Annotated in this window: 22 protein-coding genes and 1 riboswitch; of the genes, 16 read left to right on the forward strand and 6 right to left on the reverse strand. The window is 72.4% G+C overall.

All coding sequences use genetic code 11. The features are described 5' to 3' along the window. Positions 1 to 820: hypothetical protein (locus V7053_RS11690; protein WP_334172446.1), on the reverse strand; the 820-nt coding region annotated here is incomplete at its 3' end. Further along, the gene (locus V7053_RS11695; protein ID WP_334172447.1) at positions 817 to 2,424 is read right to left on the reverse strand and encodes a MutS-related protein; all 1,608 of its coding nucleotides are present in this window, start codon (positions 2,422 to 2,424) and stop codon (positions 817 to 819) included. The genes V7053_RS11690 and V7053_RS11695, both read right to left, overlap by 4 nt. A gap of 281 nt (positions 2,425 to 2,705) precedes the next feature. Further along, positions 2,706 to 2,778: riboswitch (Fluoride riboswitch) on the forward strand. An 85-nt stretch (positions 2,779 to 2,863) separates the two neighbouring features. Between V7053_RS11695 and V7053_RS11700 the strand changes: the two genes are divergently transcribed. The 10 genes from V7053_RS11700 to V7053_RS11745 all read left to right on the forward strand — a co-directional run bounded on the left by V7053_RS11700 (position 2,864) and on the right by V7053_RS11745 (position 13,576). Further along, on the forward strand, positions 2,864 to 3,820 hold the full coding sequence (locus V7053_RS11700; RefSeq protein WP_334172448.1) for a respiratory chain complex I subunit 1 family protein: 957 nt from the start codon (positions 2,864 to 2,866) through the stop codon (positions 3,818 to 3,820). Between the two features lie 2 nt (positions 3,821 to 3,822). After that, entirely contained in the window at positions 3,823 to 4,533 is a 711-nt protein-coding gene (locus V7053_RS11705; RefSeq protein WP_334172449.1) for a hypothetical protein, read from the forward strand. Between the two features lies 1 nt (position 4,534). Then, positions 4,535 to 6,028, forward strand: a complete 1,494-nt coding sequence (locus V7053_RS11710; RefSeq protein ID WP_334172450.1) for a proton-conducting transporter transmembrane domain-containing protein — start codon at positions 4,535 to 4,537, stop codon at positions 6,026 to 6,028. Continuing rightward, positions 6,025 to 7,539 carry a hydrogenase large subunit gene (locus tag V7053_RS11715; protein ID WP_334172451.1) on the forward strand — a complete coding sequence of 505 codons (1,515 nt, stop codon included), beginning with the start codon at positions 6,025 to 6,027 and terminating at the stop codon, positions 7,537 to 7,539. Before V7053_RS11710 ends, V7053_RS11715 begins: the two co-directional genes overlap by 4 nt. Continuing rightward, a complete protein-coding gene (locus V7053_RS11720) occupies positions 7,540 to 8,337 on the forward strand; it encodes a hypothetical protein (RefSeq protein WP_334172452.1) in 798 nt (265 codons plus the stop codon). It begins immediately after the preceding gene. Next, complete coding sequence (locus V7053_RS11725) at positions 8,334 to 10,388, forward strand: proton-conducting transporter transmembrane domain-containing protein (RefSeq protein WP_334172453.1); 2,055 nt, start codon at positions 8,334 to 8,336, stop codon at positions 10,386 to 10,388. Before V7053_RS11720 ends, V7053_RS11725 begins: the two co-directional genes overlap by 4 nt. Before the next feature lie 179 nt (positions 10,389 to 10,567). Then, the gene (locus V7053_RS11730; RefSeq protein ID WP_334172454.1) at positions 10,568 to 11,959 is read left to right on the forward strand and encodes a histidine phosphatase family protein; all 1,392 of its coding nucleotides are present in this window, start codon (positions 10,568 to 10,570) and stop codon (positions 11,957 to 11,959) included. A gap of 136 nt (positions 11,960 to 12,095) precedes the next feature. Continuing rightward, complete coding sequence (locus tag V7053_RS11735) at positions 12,096 to 12,383, forward strand: hypothetical protein (RefSeq protein WP_334172455.1); 288 nt, start codon at positions 12,096 to 12,098, stop codon at positions 12,381 to 12,383. A gap of 130 nt (positions 12,384 to 12,513) precedes the next feature. Continuing rightward, positions 12,514 to 12,747 carry a hypothetical protein gene (locus V7053_RS11740; protein WP_334172456.1) on the forward strand — a complete coding sequence of 78 codons (234 nt, stop codon included), beginning with the start codon at positions 12,514 to 12,516 and terminating at the stop codon, positions 12,745 to 12,747. Between the two features lie 19 nt (positions 12,748 to 12,766). Then, a complete protein-coding gene (locus tag V7053_RS11745) occupies positions 12,767 to 13,576 on the forward strand; it encodes a hypothetical protein (RefSeq protein WP_334172457.1) in 810 nt (269 codons plus the stop codon). 142 nt (positions 13,577 to 13,718) lie between these two features. On the opposite strand, the gene V7053_RS11750 is transcribed toward V7053_RS11745, so the two are convergent. Next, complete coding sequence (locus V7053_RS11750; protein ID WP_334172458.1) at positions 13,719 to 13,916, reverse strand: hypothetical protein; 198 nt, start codon at positions 13,914 to 13,916, stop codon at positions 13,719 to 13,721. A gap of 178 nt (positions 13,917 to 14,094) precedes the next feature. Between V7053_RS11750 and V7053_RS11755 the strand changes: the two genes are divergently transcribed. The 5 genes from V7053_RS11755 to V7053_RS11775 are packed head-to-tail and all read left to right on the forward strand — an operon-like array spanning position 14,095 to position 19,095. Continuing rightward, entirely contained in the window at positions 14,095 to 15,183 is a 1,089-nt protein-coding gene (locus tag V7053_RS11755; RefSeq protein ID WP_334172459.1) for an ABC transporter substrate-binding protein, read from the forward strand. After that, positions 15,184 to 16,944 (forward strand): ABC transporter permease, encoded by a 1,761-nt coding sequence (locus V7053_RS11760; RefSeq protein ID WP_334172460.1) that lies wholly within the window; start codon positions 15,184 to 15,186, stop codon positions 16,942 to 16,944. Next, a complete protein-coding gene (locus tag V7053_RS11765) occupies positions 16,941 to 18,098 on the forward strand; it encodes an ABC transporter ATP-binding protein (RefSeq protein ID WP_334172461.1) in 1,158 nt (385 codons plus the stop codon). Before V7053_RS11760 ends, V7053_RS11765 begins: the two co-directional genes overlap by 4 nt. Beyond that, a complete protein-coding gene (locus V7053_RS11770; protein ID WP_334172462.1) occupies positions 18,095 to 18,859 on the forward strand; it encodes a hypothetical protein in 765 nt (254 codons plus the stop codon). The genes V7053_RS11765 and V7053_RS11770 overlap by 4 nt, the downstream gene beginning before the upstream one ends. Before the next feature lie 32 nt (positions 18,860 to 18,891). Continuing rightward, a complete protein-coding gene (locus V7053_RS11775) occupies positions 18,892 to 19,095 on the forward strand; it encodes a hypothetical protein (RefSeq protein WP_334172463.1) in 204 nt (67 codons plus the stop codon). A 78-nt stretch (positions 19,096 to 19,173) separates the two neighbouring features. Here V7053_RS11775 and V7053_RS11780 read toward each other — a convergent pair whose 3' ends face one another. After that, positions 19,174 to 19,737, reverse strand: coding sequence for a Chromate resistance protein ChrB (locus V7053_RS11780; protein WP_334172464.1), 564 nt, complete (start codon positions 19,735 to 19,737; stop codon positions 19,174 to 19,176). Positions 19,738 to 19,801: 64 nt separating this feature from the next. Between V7053_RS11780 and V7053_RS11785 the strand changes: the two genes are divergently transcribed. After that, positions 19,802 to 20,059 carry a three-helix bundle dimerization domain-containing protein gene (locus V7053_RS11785; RefSeq protein WP_334172465.1) on the forward strand — a complete coding sequence of 86 codons (258 nt, stop codon included), beginning with the start codon at positions 19,802 to 19,804 and terminating at the stop codon, positions 20,057 to 20,059. A 445-nt stretch (positions 20,060 to 20,504) separates the two neighbouring features. Here V7053_RS11785 and V7053_RS11790 read toward each other — a convergent pair whose 3' ends face one another. Further along, positions 20,505 to 20,936: a hypothetical protein gene (locus V7053_RS11790; RefSeq protein ID WP_334172466.1), complete on the reverse strand. Its 432-nt coding sequence runs from the start codon at positions 20,934 to 20,936 to the stop codon at positions 20,505 to 20,507. Between the two features lie 182 nt (positions 20,937 to 21,118). After that, the coding region (locus V7053_RS11795; protein WP_443022611.1) for a recombinase family protein at positions 21,119 to 21,703 on the reverse strand (585 nt) is incomplete at its 5' end.

Here is a 21,703-nt window from a genome sequence, read left to right on the forward strand (position 1 = left end):
GGTTCAGGCAGCCGAGGTAGAAGGCGGCCTCGGTGCGCAGGTCCTCGAAGAAGGCGACGATGTGGTCGTCTGCCTGGGCGAGGCTGTTGGCGGCGCCGGCCATGGCACGGTCCTTCAGCTCGGACAGTGCCCGGTGCCCGCCTTCGTCCCGGTCCGGGATGCGGAAGGTGAACGGGTCCACCGTCAGGCCCAGGTACGCGAGCAGCCGGCGCCACCAGGGCTCGGGCGGGCCGGGGGCGCGGAGGGTGTAGTCGGCGCCCTTGAGGCCCTGGGCCAGGCGGGCGCTGGCCAGGGTGGTGCCGTAGGGCTTCAGGTGCTTCAGGTGCGCGGCAGCATCGTCGAAGAATTCCTCGTCCAGCTGGGCGCGGATGGTGTCGAAGAAGTCCCGCAGGGCGGGCGAGCGGACAGCTCCGCTGTTGGCGTCGGCCATGGCCCGCAGGTGCCGCAGCCTGTCGAACTGCAGCTGGAGGGACTGGGTCGAGCGTCTGATGATGCCGTCGGGGTAGCGTTCGAAGATGCTGCGGTAGACGTGCCGGTCCGCCTCGAGGGCCTCGACGGCGAGCCGGTAGAGGTCCCGGGCGAGGCCCGGCGCGGACAGGAAGTCCGCCAGGACCCGCTGCCGGTGCACGAGGACGTCAGGGTCGCAGGGGGCCGAGAGCAGGATGGTGCGGGAGACGGCGCGCACGAAGTCGTCCCCGTCGGCCATGGCGTCCAGGATGGGGCCGAGTTCGAGGTCAACGGCCAGGTCGCGCTCGAGCGGCTGGAGCTTCTCGCGGGGACGGAAGTGGCTGCGCTCGGGATGGAGCAGGTGGGTCTTCATCGCGTCAGCCTCCCCCGGAGGGTCTCGTAGTCGAGCCGGTGCCTGCGGGCCAGGGCCACGGCGTGGGCGAGCCCGTCGGGCCGGCGGCGGACGAATTCGAAGGTCCTGGCCGTAGGGTCGTCGGGGTCGGCGCGGGTGGAGATGCTCACGGTGGCCTCGCTGGCGTCGGCGAGCTCCTCCACGAAGGTCACGCACACGCACAGGGCCCCGAGCGCGTCGATGCGCTCGATGACTCTGGAGCCGAGGTAGACGGCGTCCTCGAGGGAGGTGGAGGTGAAGATCTCGTTCAGCACGATCACGCTGTCCCCGGTGGCGGCGGCGAGGGTGGCGCGCACGTCCAGGAGCTCCTCGTGGAGCTTGCCGACCGTGTCGGTGTGGGACTCGCCGCGTTCGAAGTGCGTGTACACGGCGTCGGGCAGGAACAGCTGTGCCCGGCGGGCGGGGACGGTCAGGCCGAGGGCGCCCAGGAAGTGCAGCTGCCCGAAGGCCCTGGCGTAGGTCGTCTTCCCGCCCTGGTTCGGGCCGGCGACGACCATGATCCGCTCGCCGTCGTCCAGGTCGATGGGGTTCAGCACGATCGCCCGGGGCGGGTCCGCGCCCCGGGCGCCGTGTGCCAAGGCCAGGTCGAACGCGTCCTGCACGTGCACCTCCTTGGATTCCCGGCCCACGTCCGGGTAGCAGAAGGGCAGGCCGTCCCGGGCCAGGGCCTCGGTGTGCTCGAGCCAGGCCAGGTAGAACTGGGCATCCCGGTCGAACTGTGCCAGCAGGGGCGCGATGAAGCGCTCGTAGGTCGCGGTGAAGGCATCGAGGTTGGCGAACTCGTCCGGGAACAGGCCCGCGACCATGTCCAGGACCTGCGCCTCGACGTGGTCCATGTCCACGGACGAGGACCGCTGCTCCACGTGCTCGGCGTCCTCGGGCTGCTCGAAGCGGGCGAAGGTGTCCCGGACCCGGGCGTTGTAGTCCTCCTCCCCGGCGTAGGCGCGCACGGTGACGGTGGGGCCCTTGATCTGCAGCAGGTACCGGACCCGGCCCAGGCCCTCGCGGACCGACCGGCCCTCCTCGCGCAGCGCGGCGAAGCCGGCGGATCCGGCGTAGTCGGCGAGCCGGGCGGAGAAGCCCGTCAGCGCCCTCGACCTCGGTCCGGCCTCCAGGGTGCGGGCCAGGGCGAGGACGGCGTCCGTGTAGAGCACCGCCGCGTCCAGGGACCAGGCTTGGCGCTGCCGCCGGTAGTGGAGCTTGCCTGCCTGCTCCAGGGCGGAGCGCACCGAGCGCATGGAGGCGGCGAAGGACTCCACGCCCCTGCGCAGGCCCGGTTCTTCCAGGTCCCTGAAGACCTCGTGCCGGTACGCGACGGCGTCCTCGTCGCCCAGGGGGGCCAGGAAGGATCCTCTGAGGTCGTACTGCGCCCTCCCGGCCAGGACCGCGTCGATGATGTGCCCGAGGTGCAGGTCCTCGAGGAACGCGGACCCGTCCGGTACCGTCGGCGGCCTGGGTGAATGCGTCGCGAAGAGGAGGCTGCTCTCGGCCTCTCCCTCGGGCACGGGAGGGATGGCAGGCTCCGTCGCACCGGCGGCCGGTCGGGAGGAGGATGGGGTCTTCACCGCGGGCGGTCCTTCCCTCGGAATCGGAAGGACCCATAAGCCGTGCGGCGGTCTCGGCCGCTCCGGCGGCCGGGGCGAGGTCCATCGCCCGATTGGATTGTAGCAGGGGGCGTGCGCGACGCCAGAGGCGGATTGCGGCCGGCGCCTTCTGCGAGGGCAGGGACGAGCGGCTGCTCCCCCGTGCTCAGGGGAGGTCCGGGGATCCGCGGGGTGAGGCTGAGCGGCATTCCACAGGGAGGCACTGCGGCTCATTGACCGGTCCAGAACGGGCATGGTCTACTGGGCGGCACGGCGATGGAGCTCGCCGGGGCCCTGGGCCCGAACCGCAGCGATGCTGATAGCCCCTGTGACCGCGAGGCACAGGCATGCGCTGCAGGAGGAATCCCATGGCTAGAGCTCGCCCGTTTCCGCCCGGGACCGGGCCCCGGGGGCTGTCGCGATGACGCTGCCGCTGCCCCTGATCCAGGCCCTGCAGGTCCTCACCGTTGCCCTCGGGGCGCCGGGGCTCTCCGGGGCGATCGCGCAGATCGAGGCGCGCTTCCAGGGGCGCCGGGGCCCGCGGGTCCTCCAGCCCTACTTCGACCTGGCCAAGCTGTTCGCCAAGGAGTCGCTGGCGCCGCACGGGGCGGGCTTCCTCTTCCTCCTGGCGCCCTTCCTGGCGTTCTCCTGCTACCTGACGGTCCCGCTGCTGATCCCGGTGCTGACCAGCTACGCGCTTCCGCTGGGCAGCATGGGGGACATCCTCGGCGGCGGGTTCATCCTCGCCCTGGCCAGCTTCATGGTCGCCGCCGCGGCCGCGGGGACGGGGAGCGCCTACGCCCAGCTCGGCTCGAGCAGGGCGAAGGCCTTCGGGGCGATCACCGAGCCCGTGGTGCTGATGGTGGTCTTCACCGTGGCCCTGCTGACCTCCACGGACCTTCCCTACGTGCTCGCCGCCACCGTGGCCAGCGGTCCCGCCCAGATCGTCCGCCCTGCGCACCTGCTCGCCTCGGCCGCCCTGTTCATGGTGATCCTGTTCGAGACCGGGCGCATCCCGATCGAGACCCACACCGGGACCACCGAGCTGGGGATGATCGAGGAGGCCCGCCCGTTCGAGCACTCCGGCCCGTACCTGGCCCTGCTGAGGTGGGGGTCCCAGGTGAAGCAGCTGGTCCTGTACGTGATCTTCCTGAACGTGTTCGTCGCCCCTTGGGGGCTGGCCTCGGACACCAGTGCAGGTGCGGTGGCGGTCGCCGTGGTCGCGCTGGCCGCGAAGGCACTGGTGCTGGGCGCCGCGGTGGCACTCATCGACAGCACCTTCGCGAAGCTGCGCCTGTTCAAGATCACCGAATTCGTCGCCGCGGCGTTCCTGCTGGTCGTCCTCGCAGTGTTCACCCTCTACCTCGGAGGTGGGTGAGGATGCCGCTCCAGGCCCTGTTCCAGCAGGTCCCGTTCCAGGCCTCGGGCGTGGCCGCGCCGCCGGTGTTCGAGGGGGTGGCGAACGCGATCGCTGTCGTGGTGCTCCTGCTCGAGTTCGGGATGCTGCGGGCTGCCCTGCTGCGGGCGCAGGTGCGGCTCTACGCGGGGCAGTCGGTGGCGGTGAGCCTGCTCGCGGCCGCGGTGGCGGCCGGGCGGGGCATCCCGGAGCTCTACGTCCTGGCCGGGCTGTCGCTGGCGCTGAAGGCGTTCGTGGTGCCGCTGGTGGTGCTGCGGCTGCTGCGCGACGCGCGCACGGAGATCGCCGGCAGCGGTGCGCTGGGGGTCGCGAGCGAGGTCGTGGTCTCGATCGTCGTGGCGGCCTTCGGGTTCTTCACGGTCGGCTCGCTGGGCATCGCCTCGGACGTGCTCCCCGTGTCGGCCCTGAGCCTGGCCTTCGCGGTGGTGCTGGTCTCCTTCGTGCTGATGATCCTCCGGCGCGACGTGGTGAGCCAGGCCATCGGCTTCTTCTCCCTGGAGAACGGGGTGTCGATGGTGAGCCTGGTGGTGGCTGCGGGCCTGCCGCTGATTCTGGAGGTCGCGTTCCTGTTCGACCTGCTGGTGGCGGTGGTCGTGTTCGGGGTGCTCATGCGCCTGCACCACCGGCGCACGAGGTCCCTCTCGACCGAGATGCTGGACAGGCTGAGGGGCTGAGATGGGCGCTGCCGTGATCCTGCTGATGGGCGTGCCGCTGCTGGCGGCAGCGGTGCCGCTGCTCGCCCCGCACCGCGTCAGCGCGGCGGTGACGGCCGGGGCCGGGGCCGTGTCGCTGGCCCTGGCCCTGGCCCTGGTGCCCGCGGCCGCGGCGGGGCCGGTTCGCGTCGGCGGGTTCCTGCGCGCCGATGCGCTCTCGGTGGTCTTCCTCCTGGCCACGGCCTTCCTCTACGCGGCCACCGCCCTCTACTCCTCGGGGTATCTGGCCGCGGAGGCCCGGGCCGCCCGGGCGGCCGGCGGCGAGGAGCTGGCGGCCTTCGCCGCGTACAGCCGCCGCTACCACATCGGCCTGAACGTCTTCGCGTGGTCGATGCTCTGCGCGCCCCTGGTCGACGGGCTGGCCCTGCTGTGGGTCGCGGTGGAGGTCACCACAGTCGTCTCGGCCCTGCTCGTGGCCATCGACAACACCGAGGGGGCGACCGAGGCGGCCTGGAAGTACGTGCTGATCGCCTCCTCGGGCCTGGGGATAGCGCTGCTGGCGACCATCGTCATGTACTACGCCGGCTCCCAGCCCCTGGGCCCGTCGTACGACCTGGCCTTCGACCCGCTCCTGCGGGCCGCCCGCAGCCTGCCCGCCACCCCCGTGCAGCTGGCCTTCGTCCTGGCCGTGGTGGGGTACGGGACCAAGGTCGGGCTCTTCCCGGTGCACACCTGGCTGCCCGACGCCCATTCGGAGGCTCCGACGCCGGTCTCGGCGCTCCTGTCCGGTGCCCTGCTGGCCACCAGCTTCTACGCGATCGTGCGCTACTACCAGATCGCTGCCGGGACGCTGGGGGCCGGGTGGCCCGCCCAGGTCCTGGCCGTCTTCGGACTCGCCTCGCTGCTGCTGGCGGCCCTGTACCTGCTGCAGCAGGGGAACCTGAAGCGGATGCTGGCCTACTCCAGCATCGAGCACATGGGCATCCTCGCAGTCGGGCTGAGCTTCGGGGCCCCTCTGGCCCTGTCCGGCGTGCTGCTCCATGTGCTCGCCCATGCCGCGGCCAAGGGCGCGGCGTTCATGGGTGCCGGGGCGATCGTGCGCGTCTACGGGACGAAGGACCTCGACCGGATCCGTGACGCCGCCCGGGTCCTGCCCTGGAGCGGGCCGCTGTTCCTGGCCGCGGTGCTGGCCCTGTCGGCGGCCCCGCCCTTCGGGATCTTCCGCAGCGAGTTCCTCATCGTCGCCGGCGGCCTGCAGGACCCGGGCAATGCGGCCGCTGTCCTCCTGGTCGTCCTGCTCACCCTGGCCTTCTTCGGCCTGGCGGCAGCGACGACGGACGCGCTCTTCCGCCCGGCATCGGCCATCCCCTCCCCCGCCCCCGGGGAGCCCGGCCCCGCCATGGTGGTGCCCGTGGCGGCCGCCCTGGCCGTCCTGGTCCTGCTGGGGGTGCACCCTCCCGAGGCCCTGAGTGCACTGCTGGACCAGGCCGTGCGGGAACTGCAGGTGGCCCGATGAGCCTCACCGCAGTGGGCGCGGAAGCCGTGGAGGTCTCCGCCTGGAGGGCCCGGATCCTCCAGGGCCTGGCCGGGGGGGCCCGTTTCGCCGGCCTGTACGGGATGGACGCGGCCGGGGGCTGCCTGCTGACGGCGCTGCTGGCCGTCCCGGGCGGCTTCGAGGAGGTCCGCACCCTCATCCGCCCGGACGGCGCAGGCCAGCTCGCGTATGCTTCCCTGACCCCCGAGGTGAAGCCGGCATTCTGGTACGAGCGGGCCCTCCAGGACCTCTCCGGGGTCCGGCCGCTGGGGCATCCCCGGCCGGAGCCGCTGCTGCTGCCCCTCGAGGAGGGCAGCGAGGTCCCCCGCCCCGGCCACCGCGCCCACCCGGCCCTGCTCCGGCACGCGGCCACCCCCGGGCCGGTCGATGTCGCCGGGCACGGGATGTTCGCCGTGACCCTGGGCCCGGTGCGCTCGGGAGTGTTCGAATCAGTCGAGTTCCTCATCGAGACCCCGGGAGAGGACATCCCCCACCTGAACATCCGGCCCCACTACAAGCACCGCGGGGTGGCCAAGCGGTTCGAACAGCTCGGGGTGGAGGACGGGGTCCTGGTCGCCGAACGTGTCGAAGGCATCTCCTCGGTCGCCCATGCCCTGGCGTTCAGCCACGCCGCCGAGTCCGCCGCCGGGGTCCAGGTCCCGCCACGGGCCGGGCTGATCCGTCTCGTGTACGCCGAACTCGAGCGGATCGCCAACCACCTGGACGTGGCGATGCGCCTGGCCGACGCCGCAGGCCTGGCTGTCGCCACCAGCCGGTTCGCCTGGCACAAGGAGGCCACCATGCGCCTGGTGTCCGAGATGTGCGGGAGCCGGTTCGGGCGCGGCGTGGTCATCCCCGGAGGAGTCCGGGCCGAACCGGCCCTCGCCCCGGCGCAGATCCGCGAACGCCTCGATCTGCTCCACGCCAGGATCCGCGCGGACGCCCGGCTGGCCATGGACACCCCCTCGTTCCTCGACCGGCTGCGCGGCACCGGCGTGCTGCCCTCAGAAGTCGCCTCCGAGTGGGCCGCCACCGGCCCCCTCGCCCGAGCGAGCGGGATCGCCGAGGACACCCGATGGGAGCGCCCGACCGACTCCTACGGCGACCTCGCCGGGGGCACCGGGCCGGCGCTGGAAGACGGCGGGGACGTCCTGGCCCGCCTCAAGGTGCGCTGGGACGAGATCGACACTTCCGCAGCGCTCATCGGCCGGGCACTGGCACTGCTCGAGGGCGCACACCGGCACCACCGCCTCGCCGAACCCGTCGAGATCGGATCCGGGGACGCCTACGGCCTCGGGTGGGCCGAATCCGCCCAGGGCGAGGTCCTGCACGCCCTGTCCCTGCGCGACGGCCTGATCCGCAGGTGCTTCGCCCGGACCGCCTCGCTGCACAACCTGGTCGTCTTCCACGACGTGTTCCACGGGGACGTCTTCACCGACTTCCCGTTCATCGAGGCCAGCTTCGGGCTCTCCTACGCCGGGGTGGCGATGTAGATGCCATGGTTCCTCCGCGGCCTCGGCAACGGGACGCTCACCACGGGCTGGCCGCGCACGCCTGACCCCTACTTCGACGCCTTCGCCGCCGCAGTCGGCGTCGACGACGATGCCGCAGCCGCCGAGGACCCGGGCCTGCTCCGGGAGGCTGCCTCCCGCTGCCCCACCGGTGCGATCAGCCTCGAGGCCGGCCGGACCGAACTGGACCGCGGACGGTGCATCCTCTGCCGACGCTGCGCCGAGACCGCCCCGAAGGTCTTCCGGCCCCTGCCGGGCTCGGGCGTGGCCGCCCTGAGCCGGGACGGGCTCGTCGCCGGCAGCATCCGCGAGACGGAGGAGAGCACCTCGCTGCTGCGAAAGGCGCTGGACGCGAAGGTCAGGGCCCTGCGCCGTTCCGTCCACATCCGCCACCTCGACGCCGGCTCGGACGGCTCCGACGAATGGGAGGTCCAGGCCCTGCTCAATCCCGTCTACGACGTCCACCGCCTCGGGATCTTCTTCACCGCCAGCCCCCGGCACGCGGACATCCTCCTGATCACCGGCATCGGCACGGCAGGAATGGCCGAAGCCGTGGCCCGGACCCGGGAGGCCATGCCCGAGCCGGTGGTCGTGGTCGCCGCCGGGTCGGACGCGGCCAGCGGCGGCCTCATCGGCCGGGGCTACACCTCCGGGATCGGGGCCGCTGCCCTGACCCCCGTCGACGTCTGGGTCCCAGGGTCCCCGGCATCGCCCTTCAGCCTCCTCCACGGGATCCTGCTCGCCCTCGGCAGAGTGGGACCGGGGACGGGGCGGCCATGATCCTCCAGGTCACCGCCGTCCTCCTGGCAGCGGCCGTACTCATCGGATGGCTGGCCGGCCCGCCCGGGCACTTCAGGCCCCTGGGCTCGATCGCCGCAGCCCTTTCCCTGCTGCTGTGCATCGGCAGCTCCGCGGCCCTGTTCGCCGCCGGGGTCTGGGGCGCCGGAGGCGGCAGCACTGGCTGGGCCTTCGACCTGGGTGCTCCCCTGGGCGGCGCCTCCCTGCACCTCGACCCGCTCTCGGGCCTGTTCCTGGCCATCGGCTTCGGCGCCGCGGCCCCGGCGCTCCTGGCCGCCGCCGCGCCCGGGATCCGACGGCCCCGCCTCCCTGCGGCCATGGCGCTGGCCCTGCTCGGCATGGAAGTGATCGTCACGGCCGACCACCTGCTGGTCCTGCTGGCCGGCTGGGAGGCCCTCGGCGTGGCGTTCTATCTCCTGGCCGGCTACGACCGCGCCTCGAGCGGACGAGCCCGGGCCTCGGTCGTCACGGTCCTGTTCAGCAAGGCCAGCGGGGCCGCCCTGCTGCTGGGTGGCCTCCTGCTCGCCGGACACGGGGACTTCTCCCTCCATGCCCTCTCCGGGACAGGTGGTGCCCGGGAAGAGGCCGCCTACACCCTGCTGCTGCTCGGGTTCGCGGTCAAGGCCGGACTCGTGCCGGTACAGGTATGGCTGCCCTCGGCCTACCCGGCAGCGCCCGGACCAGCCCGGGCCCTGATGGCCGGTGCGGCCGTGAACGTGGCCTTCTACGGGATGTGGCGCGTCCTGCAGCTGCTGGGGGCGCCGCCGGTGTGGCTCACCGGCCTCGTGCTGGTCCTGGGCGGGATCACCGCGATCCTGGGCATCGTCCACGCGGCCGTGCACGCCGACCTCCTGCACCTCATCGCCTGGTCCAGCGTCGAGAACGCCGGGATCATCACCGTCGGGTTCGGGGCGGCGATGGTCGGGGCCACCGTGGGAAGCCAGCAGCTCGAAGCCGCCGGACTCGTCGCCGCCACTGCCCAGACGATCGCCCATGCCCTGGCCAAATCGCTGCTGTTCACCAGCGCCTCGGCCGTGGAGGAAGGCGCCGGGACCACCGACCTGGACAGGCTGCGCGGAATCATCCACCGGATGCCCTTCTCGGGCACTGGCCTCCTGGTGGGAGGACTGACCCTGGCCGGGCTCCCGTTCACGGCCGGGTTCGCCTCCGAATGGCTCACGCTGGAGGCCCTGATGCAGCAGTTCAGGGTCTCGGACGTGGCCCTGCAGCTGTGCACCGCCGTCGCCGGGGCCCTCGTGGCCCTCTCCATCGGAATCGCCGGAGTGGCCTTCGTCCGCCTCGTCGGGCTGAACGTGTTCGGACCCGCGGCCGGCACGGACGGGCCGCCTCCCGAGCGCGAGCATGCCCTCCCCCACCGGGGCGCCACCGCGCTCCTCGTCCTCGGATGCCTGGCCGGGGCGGCCCTGGCCCCGGTGGAGGTCGGCTTCGTCGCCGACGGCCTCAGACCCCTGGTCGGCGACACCGCCCGCGCCGCCCTGGGCAGCTCCTGGACCCTGCAGCCGGTCTTCCCCGAGTTCTCCTCCCTCTCCCCCTCGTGGCTGTGGATCGTCATCCCCGCCTACGCCCTCCTCGTCGGGCTGGTCATCCTCGCCGCCAGCGGACGCGGATTCCTCCGGGTGCGCCGGGTTCCCGCATGGGCATCCGCCTCGCACGGCGCCGACGGCGCCCACGGCTACACCTCGTTCGGCTACGCCAACCCCGTCCGCCGCATCCTGGCCAACCTGCTGCTGACCCGCAGCGAGCTCACCCGCGAGCCGGCGGCACCCGAGCAGGAGGAAGCCTTCGCGCCCAGCGGCACCGTTCCGGGCCATGCCCGGCTCGGATTCTCCGTCGATGTGGTCGAGGTCGTCGAACGCTACCTCTACCGGCCCCTCGCAGCCGCGCTGGCCTGGACCGCCCGGCAGGCCAGGCGCCTGCAGTCAGGCCGCCTGGACGCCTACATGGCCTACATGTTCCTCACCCTGCTCGCCGTCATCGCCCTCATCGCCCTCTCCCCGAGCCCCTCCCCATGAGCACCCACCGCACGGCCGGGACCCCGCAGGACGAGCCCTGCCCCGAGGTGCTGCGCCCAGAGGCCGCCGGGCGTACCCTGTCAGCATCAAGCGGCGGAGGGGCCCGCCGCAACCGCGGTCCGACCGCCAACGGTCCCTGCCGACAGCCACGACGAACGTCCGAGAGGCAGGGAACCACCGTGGCCCCGCAGCAGCTGTGCTTCCATCTGGACCGCGTCAGCGCCGTCAGGGACGGCCGGCCCGTCCTGGAGAACGTGACCCTCGGCTTCCCCGCCGGAGCGAAGGTCGGGCTCGTCGGCCCCGACGGCCCCGGCAAGTCCACGCTGCTCGGCATCATCGCCGGCATCACGCAGCCCACCACCGGGCATGCGGTCACGGCCCCGGGGCTCAGCGTCGGCATGCTCCCCCGCAAGCCCACCCTGGACGAGGACGGATCCGTCCAGGAGATCGTCGAAGAAGGCGTCCGCGGCGCCATGGGGCTGCTGCAGCGCTTCGGGGACCTCACCGACGAACTCGCCGCCCACCCAGCCGACTGCAGACTCGCCGAACTCGGCCACCTGCAGGCCGAGCTCGACCGGCACGAAGCCTGGGACCTCCGCGCACGCCTCGCCCAGACCATGCAGGCTCTGCACTGCCCTCCCGGGCACACGCCAGTGCGGGGCCTCACCGGCAGCGAGCGGCAGCGTGTGGCACTGTGCAGGGTGCTGCTGCGCCAGCCAGACCTGCTGCTGCTCGACGAGCCCACCGACGACCTCGACGCAGACAGTGCGGCCTGGCTCGGACAGCACCTCCGCGCGTACCCCGGCACCGTGATCGCTGCCACCGCAGACCGGTGCTTCCTCGACGACGCCGCTGACTGGATCCTCGAGCTCGACCGAGGGCACGCCAGCGCCTATCAGGGCAACTACACCGCCTACCGCGAGGACAGGCAGAACCGAGCACGACCATTCACCGAAGGAAGGAAGCCCGTGAACGACGATTCCGCATCCTCCGCCCACGACCTCTACCTCGTCCGCCACGGGCGGACCGCCCTGAATGCCCAGGGCCGCCTGCGCGGGCTCGCCGACCCCGCACTGGACGAGGCCGGGATCGCCGAGGCCGAACGGCTCGCCCGGGATCTGGCGGCCACGGCGGCAGCAATGGTGGTCTCGGGCCCCCTCGAGAGGGCGCGCCGCACGGCCCAGATCATCGCCCAGGCCACCAGCATCCCCCACCTCGTGGACGAGAGGTTCAACGACCGCGACTACGGTCCCCAGACCGGACGGGTCAAGGCAGAAGTCGAGGCCGAGTACGGAAGCGTCGACGCCGCCCCAGGCGTCGAACCCGCCGAGACGGTCCTGGCGCGGGCCCGCCCGGCACTGGACGACCTCGTGCTCCTGGACGACCTCGTGGACAGGGACTCACCCCGCCCCGTCATCGTGGTCACCCACGATGCCGTCATCCGGCCACTGATCGGCGCCCTCGACGCCACGCGGGTACTGGAGGCCCCAACCGGCAGCTGGAACCTCCTGCGCCGCGAAGGGGGCAGCTGGGTCGTCGTCGCCGTCGACCAGAAGCCCCCGCAGGACTGAGCCACTGCCCCATGAATCCACACCTGCGCACCGCACCGTCGTGCCGGCGGCACCGCGCCCCAGCAGAACAGACACGGCAGGACAGCCCGACAGCCTCGGCACGAGCCCGGCGAGAGGGGAGAGACAGGCGATCACAGTGACACAGCAGTATCTCGCCGGCGAGCTGTCGCTGCTGCTTGCCGCGCTGCAGGAGACCACGGCGGACCCTGTGCCGCGCCGCTGGTTCGCCGGACTGCGCCGAGAGGCAGAAACCGCTCCCGTGGGAGCCCTGGGCCCGGTGGCGCAACGAGCACTGCAGCTGAACGACGCGCTCTGCTATGAATCCCTGGCCCGCAGCGACAGCGCTGCATTCCGCCGCCAGTGCGCGGCGGGCGCGGAGCTGTACGAGTTCGGGATATGTGCCGGGCTGATCGACGAGGAGTAGGCGTGCGCCTGCCGAACCCTTCCGCCAGCCATCCCGGCTCCCGTCCATGACCGATGGCCGGCCGCACGGACCGAGAGGAAGCCTGCATGAATACCCCAGCCGAGGCCCGGCCGTCCGGCCGGTCGCCGAGATGACCCCGTCGCCCCGGACAGCAGTCGAACGGGTCCTCGCATTCGGCACAGGCCCCTCCGCCCGCCGGGCCGCCTCCCGCGAGGCCGACCGACTCTGGCAGGAGGGCACCGCCGCCCGGGCCGTGTTCCATCCCAGATACGGCGGCTGGGCCGTGCTCATCTTCGCCGGCGGCGTGCGCCGGGACGGGCCGGATCCCGGCCGCCGCACCGCCCCTTCAGAGGCTGACGAGTGACGGAAGGTGACGCCGCATCATGTCTGACTGGCCGCTGTCCGGCACGCTCGCAGCCCACGGCATGTGGCGGGTGGCCATCGACGTACGGGACCTCGACGACCGCCCCCTCCACGCCCTGCGGCTGCTGCTCGTCGCCGACGTCCTGCGGCGCGCAATCGAAGAGCTGCAGGGCGGCCAGGTCCTGCTTGCCCTCCTCGACAGCGCAGCCGGGCCAGTGCCAGGCCGCGGCGTCCAGGCGCAGGCACTCTGGATCCGCGCACCCTCCGCCCGGACATCCTCGCCGACCGAGGCCGCAGCCATGCTGGGAGGGCCACCCAGCCTCACGCTGATACCGGCAGACCCCGCACCGGCAACCGCACCGCTCCCAGAGCCCGGCCGGACCCTGCGGATCGCCTCCGTGGAGTTCCCCACCCGGGGAACTCCGGCCCCCTCCGCCTCCGACCTGCTCAGCGACTACGATCCGCTCGGACTCCGACTGGCGCTGCTGCGCTTCCCCTACTCCAGCACTGCCATACTGACACCAGCCCGCCTGCACCGCGCAGAAGAGACCCTGCATCGCTGGCAGTACAAAGTCGCAGACTGGGCTGACACCCGATGGCGGTTCAATACCCCGGACCGGCCCGATGCAGCTCCGGTGCCGCAGGACGCCGTCAATGCCATGCACCACGCGCTTGCCGCCGACCTCGACACCGGCACCGTGCTGAGGCTGCTGCATCGGATAGAGACCGACCTCCACCTTGCCGCCGGCCGAAAGTTCGCGACGTTCGCCAGCCTGGACCGCATCCTCGCCCTCGATCTCAGCCACTCGGTACGCAGACGACACAGGTGACGGCATCCCTAAGCCTCCCCCATTGTGGCGATCGTGTAACCCAGCGCAACTCATGCCACGCGTCGGTGATGGGGGGACTGTCGTTCCGGGCACGTGCTGCAGCGGGCCAGGGTTCCCCGTCCTGTGGACTCGGGCCGTCTAGCTAGTACCCCAGCCAGGTCAGGGTGCGGATCGCCTCGGCGTAGTCCTCGTGCTCGGGCCCCCACCCGGGGGCATCGTCCGGCGGCCGGCGGCGGCCGGATCCCTGCCGGCGGGCGCTGCCGAGGGCAGGGCCGGTGCCGGTCCGCGGGAACACATCGGACGGTGCGGGCGGGGAGTCGGAGGCCTGTTCGTCCTGCATCGGCTCAGGATCCTAGGCCGCCCGGAAGCGCCTGGGCGGCGGGCGACCGCCCCTGACCCGAGGGTTGGCCGAGCGTTCACCTGAGGGCCACCGACGTGCCTTCGGAGTTTAACGACCGCTGTGGAGCGTATCTAACGACCGTTGCACTGACAGGGAGTTCCGTTTTCAGGAGGCTGACATGATGGATGGCAGGATCAACGCACGTGCCCTCGCGGCCGTGGCTGCGGCCGCGGCGGCCGCCGTGGCCCTTGCCGGGTGCGGAGCCTCGGCTCAGGCCAGCTCGGCCGGCACGTCCAGCGCCGGGACCGGGGCGGAGGTGCCGCTGGTGGTGTACTCGGCCCAGGGCTACGACTCCGATGTCACCAAGGCATTCAGCGCCGCGACCGGGATCCCGGTCAAGCTCGTGGACGACTCCACCGGGCCGCTGCTGACCAAGGTCCAGGCGGAGAAGAACAACCCGCAGTGGGGACTGCTGTGGGTTGACGGCGACACGGCCTTCGCGGCGCTGGACCAGCAGGGCATGCTCGCCCCGTACACCCCGAGCGCGGCGCTGACGGCCGCGGGGCAGCAGCTGGGGCCCTCGGACCACTCCTACGTCCCGGTGAGCACGACCGTGATGGCGGCGGTCATCTACAACGCGGCCAGGACCAGCACCGTGCCGGCCAGCTACGACGACCTGGCCACCGCCCCCTACAAGGGCAAGGTGGGCATGAACGACCCGTCGCAGTCCGGCCCCACGTTCCCGTTCGTCGCCGGCATGATGAACCAGCTCGGGGGCCAGTCCAACGGCATGGCCGCCGGGGAGGCCTACTTCTCCAAGCTCAAGTCCAACGGCCTGCACGTCTACCCCACCAACGGCGACACCCTGCACGCGCTGGAGACGGGCCAGATCGACTACGGGATCATCCAGAGCTCCGCCGCGGCCGGGGAGGTCCTCAAGGCCAAGAAGTCCGCCACCTTCGACCCGAAGGTCGCCTACCTGCCCAAGGCCACCCTCCTCCCGGGGGTGATCGGGATCGACAAGAAGGCCCCGGCGGAGGTCCAGGCCGAGGCCAGGCAGTTCGTGGACTACGTCCTCTCCCCGGCCGGGCAGAAGGTCATGCAGAGCGCAGACCCGCATGGCGACTCGCTCTACTGGCCCATCGTCCCGGGCGTCCAGGCCCCCGCCGCGCTGCCGGCCATGCCCGACTACCAGCGGATCGACCCTGCGTTCTGGGGCCCGCTGGAGGGGCAGATCAACACCTGGTTCGACTCGGCGATCAAGTAGATGACGGCGTTCCCCACCACGCTCGGCGCCGGGCGGGTCTCCCCCGCCCGGCGCCGCGGCGGATCCCTGGGCCGGACGGGATGGATCCTGTTCTGGATCGCGGTCTTCGGCCTCCTGGTCCTGCCCATCGTCCTGTTCCTGCTCGTGGCCGTCAGCCCGGCCCTGTTCGAGCAGGGCCCGGCATGGTTCACCCTGGACGCCTTCGGGCAGGTCCTCACCCCGACGTTCCTCCCCGCGGTCGGGAACACCCTGCTCGTCGGGACGGGCGCCGCCGCGGCCGCGACGGCCCTGGGCAGTGCAATAGCCTGGGCCGTGAACCGCACCGACGTGCCGCTGCGGGGCCTGTGGAGCGGGTCGATGTTCGCCCTCCTGCTCGCCCCCTCCTACCTGATCGCGCTGGGCTGGGAGCGGCTCCTGGAACCGGGCGGGGTCCTCGACGTCCTCGGCGTCCCGGACGGCGCCCTCCGGGCCCTGGTCTACGGGCCGGTGGGCGTGACGGCCGTCCTGGCCGTCAAGGGCCTGCCCTTCGCGCACCTGGCGGTCTCGGACGCCCTGCGCGGCCTCGGGGACGAGTTCGCGGCCGCCGCCCGCGTCCACGGCGCCGGCCCCGTGCTGGCCGCCCGGGTCACCGCGGCCCTGCTGGCCCCGGCGGTGTGGTCCTCGTTCGCGATCGTCTTCGCCGAGTCGATCAGCGACTTCGGCGTCGCCGCCACGCTGGCCAACGACGCGAAGTTCCCGATCGCCACCTACACCCTCTACAACGCCGTGCAGGCCTTCCCGGTGGACTTCCCGGTGGCGGCGGCGGTGGGCTGGGTCCTGCTGGCCATGGCGGGCCTGGCCGTGTTCGCCCAGCACCGGGCCCTGCGCGGGCGCAGCTACCGGGTCCTGTCCGGACGGAGCCGGAGGGCCCGCCGCCACGCGCTGGGCGCCTGGCAGCGCATCGGGACCGTCGCGGGCCTGCTGGCCGTCGTGCTCGTCTCCCTGGGGGTCCCGGTCTTCGGCGCCCTGAGCGCATCGGTGATCAGCGGCCTGGGGAGCCTCGACGGGGCCCACGCCCTCACCCTGGAGAACTACACGAGGGTGGTGGGCAGCCCGGCCCTCCACGGGCCGCTGCTCTTCTCCGTCGGGATGGGGGCAGCCACCGCCACCGCCGCGGTCCTGCTCGCCCTCGTCGCAGCCCGGCTGCTCAGCGGCACGGAGGGCAGGGTCTCCCGCCGGGTGCTCGACCTGCTCCTCCTCACGGCCGTGGCACTGCCCGGCATCGTCTTCTCCGCCGGCTACATCTTCACCTACAACCTCCCGATCGCCGATGCGCTGGGCATCCACCTCTACGGCACCCCGCTGCTGCTGCTGCTGGGCTACATCGCGACCGCGCTGCCCTCCACCACCAGGCTGCTGGTGGGGACCGTCGGCCAGGTCCAGGCCTCCCTCCCCCGGGCGGCCCGGGTCCACGGGGCCGGCGCCGCCAGGGCCTGGGCCGGCACCGCGCTGCCGCTGCTGGCCCGCCCGCTGATCTCGGCGTGGCTGCTCACCTTCGGCGGCACCCTGCTGGAGCTGCCGGTCTCCGAGCTGCTCTACCCGCCCGGGCAGCCGCCGGTGGCGATCGGCATCACCAAAGCACTCTCGAACTACGACTACGGAGGAGGGACCGCCATGGAAGTCCTCGCCGTCCTGCTCGCCCTGGCCGTCATGGGCCTGGCCTGGGCCCTGTGGGCCCTGCTCGCCCCGGCCGGCTGGCGCCGGATCGGAACCACCGCATGAGCGGGCACCGCATCGAGGCGGCCGGCCTCGGGAAGTCCTACGGGAGCGTCCGGGCCCTGGCGGGGATCGACCTCGAGGTCGAGCCCGGGGAGTTCCTCGTCCTGCTCGGGCCCTCCGGGTCGGGCAAGTCCACCCTCCTGCGCACCCTGGCAGGAGTCGAGCGCCCCGACGCCGGGACGCTGAAGATCGCCGGCCGCACCGTCGAGGACGCCGGCACGCACCTGCCGCCCGAACGGCGCGACCTCGGGATGGTCTTCCAGGACTACGCGCTCTGGCCCCACCTGACCGTCGCCCAGAACGTCGGCTTCGCGCTCCGGCGCAGCCGGCTGCCCCGCACCGAGGCCGCCGCCCGCACGGCCGAGGCCCTGGGATCGGTCGGACTGGCCGAGCACGCCGGCCGGTACCCCTCCGACCTCTCCGGCGGCCAGCAGCAGCGCGTGGCCCTGGCCCGGGCCATCGTCTCCCGGCCCGGGCTGCTGCTCTTCGACGAGCCCCTGTCCAACCTGGACGCCGACCTGCGCGAACGCCTGCGCCTGGAGATCTCCCGGGTGACCCGGCTCTGCGGCGCGACCGCCGTCTACATCACCCACGACCAGTCCGAGGCCTTCGCCCTCGCAGACCGCATCGGCGTGCTCGACCACGGCCGCCTCGTCCAGCTGGACCGGCCCGAGGAGGTCTACCGGAACCCCGCCACCGCCTTCGTCGCCCGGTTCACCGGCTGCGCCGGGGAACTCCCGGTCCAGGTGGCAGGAACCGACGGCCAGCGGGCCACCGTCCGCATCGGCAGCATCGCCCTGAGCATCAGGGCCCTCGGCACCCTCCACCCGGGCGGGACGGCGAGCATGATCATCCGCCCCGACGCGGCCGCCTTCACCTCCCCCACCGAAGCCGACGCCGTCCAGGCAGTCGTGACCGACGTCGCCTACCGCGGCCGCGGCTACGAGCACGCGGTCCGGACCGAAGCAGGCCTCCTGACCGGCCTCCACGGCCCCACCCGCCTCGAGCGCGGCGCCCGCGTGGGAATCAGGCTCTCCCCCCAGGGATGCCACGCCCACCCCGGGGCATGCAACAATGGTGAAGAACCAAAAGCAACGACTGTTAGATTCGAACCCGAACAGAGGGTTCCATTCCCAGGAAGGCAGCCTGCCCTGTGACCGGATTCGCATTGTTCGCCGCGGTGTTCCTCGCGTGCGTGGTGGAGGCCGTCGAGGCCCTCACGATCATCCTCGCCGCCGGAACCGGAAGGGACTGGCGCTCAGCCCTGAAGGGCATGGCCGCGGCCCTGATCGTGCTCGCCGCCATCGTCGCCGCCCTCGGCCCCGCGGTCACCGCGCTGCCGCTGACCGCCCTGCGCCTGGTCGTCGGCGGCCTCCTGCTCGTCTTCGGCATCGGCTGGCTGCGCAAGGCGATCCTGCGCGCCAGCGGCAACAAGGCCCTCCACGACGAGGACGCCGCCTACGCCGAAGAGCTCGCGGCAGCCCGCTCGGCCGGGGCCGGGAAGCGGCCCCTGGCCGGGGACTGGTACGCCTTCACGCTCTCCTTCAAGGGCGTCCTGCTCGAAGGGCTCGAGGTGGTCTTCATCGCCCTGACCTTCGGCAGCAACCAGCACGACATCCCGCTCGCATCGGCCGGCGCCGCGGCGGCCGTCGTCCTCGTCGCCGTCGCCGGCCTCGCCGTGCGGGCACCCCTGTCCCGGGTCCCGGAGAACACCATGAAGTTCGCCGTCGGGGTCATGCTGACCTCCTTCGGCCTCTTCTGGGGAGCCGAAGGGGCCGGGGCGCAGTGGCCCGGCTCGGACGCCGCGCTCCTGGCCATCATCCCGGGCGTGCTCCTCGTGGCCCTCGCGTTCGTCGCCGCGTTCCGGCGCGCTCCCGAGGCCGCCCCAGCCGAGGCCGCGCACGCCGAGGCCGGCTGACCCAGCACCAGCACACTAGGAGAGAAGAGACGATGCAGAAGATCAAGGCCTTCGGAATGTTCTGGTGGAACTTCCTCATCGGCGACGACTGGACCGTCGCGGCCGCCGTCGCCGTCGGGCTGGCCGCCACCTGGGCGCTCAGCCACGCAGCCGCCGTCCCCAGCTGGTGGCTCATGCCCGCGGTCGTCCTGGCCGTCCTGCCGCTGAGCATCCGGCGGATGATGCCCCAGCGCTGACCGGAGCCTGCAGCGAGGGAGGGCGGGGGCCCATCGGGCCCCCGCCCTCCCCCGCCTCCGGGGGCGCCGGGCCCGGGCTCAGGCGCCCTCGCCGTCCTCCTCGTAGACCCTGCCAGCATAGGCCTCCAGCGCCTCCGCACAGGCGGAGAGCGCCTCCTCCGTCTTCTGGCGCAGCGGCGCGCCGAAGGCGTCGCGCGCCCTCACCTTCTCCATCCAGCCGCGCAGCTTCACCAGCTCCACCTCGTTCTCCTCCAGCTCACCGTAGGTGAAGTGCGCCGCTGCGTACTCCTTCTCCAGCCCCGCGTGGAAGTCCGCGCACTTGTCCAGGATCTCCTCGTACTCCGCATCCCGGGCCTGCTGGAACAGCCCCTGGATCTCCGCGCCCCCCACCAGGGCATCCGCGCGCAGGATCCACGCCGTCCCCTCCATCTCCACGATCTCCCGGCGCAGCTTCCGCAGCGCATGCTCCGACGACTTCCCCGCCGGCATCGCCGCGACCGAATTCTGCAGGTAGACCGCGCCCATCGACTTCAGCCGCCGCCACACCGTGGAACGGTGCCGCGTCGGCTCCGCCGGCACCCTGTACACCAGCACAAGCCACCCCGCCGCCCCCGACGGCCCCTCCGCGCTCTCCTCACTCATGGGCACCAGTCTGCCAGCCCGGCGGGCCCTCGCTCAGCGCCCTCGACGGGAGGAGGATAGGAGGATGGAGCAGCAGTCCGAGGCCCAGGCCCTGGCCCAGATCCACGCACGCCTGGCCGCCCGGTTCCCGGACGCTGACGAGGAGGCCGTCGCCTCCGCCATCAGCTCGGCCCACGGGGAGATGGTCGGACCGGTCCGGGACTACGTCCCAGTCCTGGTCGAACACCTGGCCCGCAAGCGGCTCGCCCGGGCAGGCCACGCCGGAACGGGCACACCGCCCCGGGCCGCCGCCGGGGCCCTCGGCCCCCCACCCACCACCTGAGGACCGGCCCGACAAGCGGGCCTGCTGCAAGGAACGCCGCGAACCTTCCCGGCCGCGGCCCAAGGAGCGCACGGCCCGGAGCATGTGGCCACCCCGCACGGGCAGCGAACGCCTTCCCGCACGCCCTGACGCACAGGGCCGGCGGCCCTCGTCAGGCCCGTCGGGGCCGCACCGCCGGAGCCCGGCACCCGCCGCACCCCCGAACCCTCGGCTCGGGGGTACGCCCCTCCCGAGCAGGGCCTGTCCGAAAGAGGCGCCCTGACCCTATAATCCGAGTGAGGACTATCAAAAAATTGACATGGACGGTCCCGGTGCGGCCTCCCCGGAGCCCACAAGCCAACCTGGCCGGCGACCTGCGTGTCTGGGGGGACGCAGGTCACCAGACACGAGTCCGGACCGTCCGCCCGCTCCCACCCGATCCTGCCGCCGCCATCCCGGACACCCCTCAGCCGGGAAGCACGATCACCCACAGCGCAAGCGCGTTCGCCGTGACCAGGCCAGTCCGGACCCAGTGCGTGCGCAGGATGAGGGCGAGGTAGCGGCTCCGGGCACCGGCCGGGTCCTTCGCCAGAGCGGCCTGCCACCTTCCCCAGAACCCGCCGGTGAGGGCCACGGAGAGCACCTGGCAGCCCAGCGATCCCCAGATCCCCCAGACCGGGGATCCATCCGGATGCACCCACACCAGCACCGCCGAGACCACCAGGCCCAGGCCCACCGGGACGAACACCCAGTACGGCAGCCTGCGCCAGTGCGCCTCCTGCACCGCCCGGAACCTCTTCCCCACCAGGGGCCACGAGCGGAAGATGTCCACCTCATGCGCCCACACCGTGCCCGCGCTGTACCCGCCGAGCAGCAGCGCCACCACCAGCAGCACCATCGCAACCTCCCCGTCCAAGAGCCCGCTTCACGGCCACCACCGCAGGCAGGACTCTGCGCCAGGCAGGATGGTCACCGCCGTTCCAGGGACCCGGCCGCGCTGAGTCAGCAAATAGGAAGACCTGCAGCGGCGCGGCACACCCGGCTCAGACTCCAACCCAACCACAGCCTCGGACGCCGCACTCATCGGCCGGCCTCCTTGGAGAGGTGCCTGTAGATGGTGGGCCTGCTGACGCCGAACTCGGCCGCGATCTGCTCCACCGTGTACGCCCGCTTGCCGTCTGGCCCCGTCTCCTCGTACATCTGCCGCGCCAGGCGCACCTGCCGGGGCCCCAGCTTGGGCTTCTGGCCGCCGGTCCGGCCCCGCGCCCGGGCCGCCGCAAGGCCGTCCCGGGTCCGCTCGGACATCAGGGCATGCTCGAACTCCGCGATCGCCCCGAGGATGTGGAAGAACATCTTCCCCACCGGCGTCGACGTGTCGATCCCCTGATCCAGCACCACCAAGTCCACTCCCTTGGCCTGGAGCTGCTTGGAGAGCTCGATCAGGTTCTCCAGCGACCGTCCGAGCCGGTCCAGCTTCGTCACCACCAGCTGATCACCCGCCCGGTTCGCCGACAGCAGCGCCTTCTCCAGGCCCGGACGCGAGGCGAGCTTCCCCGAGGCCGAGTCCACGTACACCTGATCACAGCCCGCCGCCGAGAGCGCGTCCCGTTGGGCATCCACATGCTGGTCCCTCGTCGAGACCCTCCCGTACCCCACACGCATGCC

The sequence above is a fragment of the Sinomonas sp. genome (assembly GCF_036848755.1).
Classification (GTDB): Bacteria; Actinomycetota; Actinomycetes; order Actinomycetales; family Micrococcaceae; genus Sinomonas.

What these genes read in the sequence shown, in the direction of transcription:
- V7053_RS11700 (WP_334172448.1), top strand. Translation starts at nt 2,864, where the DNA reads ATGACGCTGCCGCTGCCCCTGATCCAGGCCCTGCAGGTCCTCACCGTT.
- V7053_RS11705 (WP_334172449.1), top strand. Translation starts at nt 3,823, where the DNA reads ATGCCGCTCCAGGCCCTGTTCCAGCAGGTCCCGTTCCAGGCCTCGGGC.
- V7053_RS11710 (WP_334172450.1), top strand. Translation starts at nt 4,535, where the DNA reads ATGGGCGCTGCCGTGATCCTGCTGATGGGCGTGCCGCTGCTGGCGGCA.
- V7053_RS11715 (WP_334172451.1), top strand. Translation starts at nt 6,025, where the DNA reads ATGAGCCTCACCGCAGTGGGCGCGGAAGCCGTGGAGGTCTCCGCCTGG.
- V7053_RS11720 (WP_334172452.1), top strand. Translation starts at nt 7,540, where the DNA reads ATGCCATGGTTCCTCCGCGGCCTCGGCAACGGGACGCTCACCACGGGC.
- V7053_RS11725 (WP_334172453.1), top strand. Translation starts at nt 8,334, where the DNA reads ATGATCCTCCAGGTCACCGCCGTCCTCCTGGCAGCGGCCGTACTCATC.
- V7053_RS11740 (WP_334172456.1), top strand. Translation starts at nt 12,514, where the DNA reads ATGACCCCGTCGCCCCGGACAGCAGTCGAACGGGTCCTCGCATTCGGC.
- V7053_RS11745 (WP_334172457.1), top strand. Translation starts at nt 12,767, where the DNA reads ATGTCTGACTGGCCGCTGTCCGGCACGCTCGCAGCCCACGGCATGTGG.
- V7053_RS11750 (WP_334172458.1), bottom strand. Translation starts at nt 13,916, where the DNA reads ATGCAGGACGAACAGGCCTCCGACTCCCCGCCCGCACCGTCCGATGTG.
- V7053_RS11755 (WP_334172459.1), top strand. Translation starts at nt 14,095, where the DNA reads ATGATGGATGGCAGGATCAACGCACGTGCCCTCGCGGCCGTGGCTGCG.
- V7053_RS11760 (WP_334172460.1), top strand. Translation starts at nt 15,184, where the DNA reads ATGACGGCGTTCCCCACCACGCTCGGCGCCGGGCGGGTCTCCCCCGCC.
- V7053_RS11765 (WP_334172461.1), top strand. Translation starts at nt 16,941, where the DNA reads ATGAGCGGGCACCGCATCGAGGCGGCCGGCCTCGGGAAGTCCTACGGG.
- V7053_RS11775 (WP_334172463.1), top strand. Translation starts at nt 18,892, where the DNA reads ATGCAGAAGATCAAGGCCTTCGGAATGTTCTGGTGGAACTTCCTCATC.
- V7053_RS11780 (WP_334172464.1), bottom strand. Translation starts at nt 19,737, where the DNA reads ATGAGTGAGGAGAGCGCGGAGGGGCCGTCGGGGGCGGCGGGGTGGCTT.
- V7053_RS11785 (WP_334172465.1), top strand. Translation starts at nt 19,802, where the DNA reads ATGGAGCAGCAGTCCGAGGCCCAGGCCCTGGCCCAGATCCACGCACGC.
- V7053_RS11790 (WP_334172466.1), bottom strand. Translation starts at nt 20,936, where the DNA reads ATGGTGCTGCTGGTGGTGGCGCTGCTGCTCGGCGGGTACAGCGCGGGC.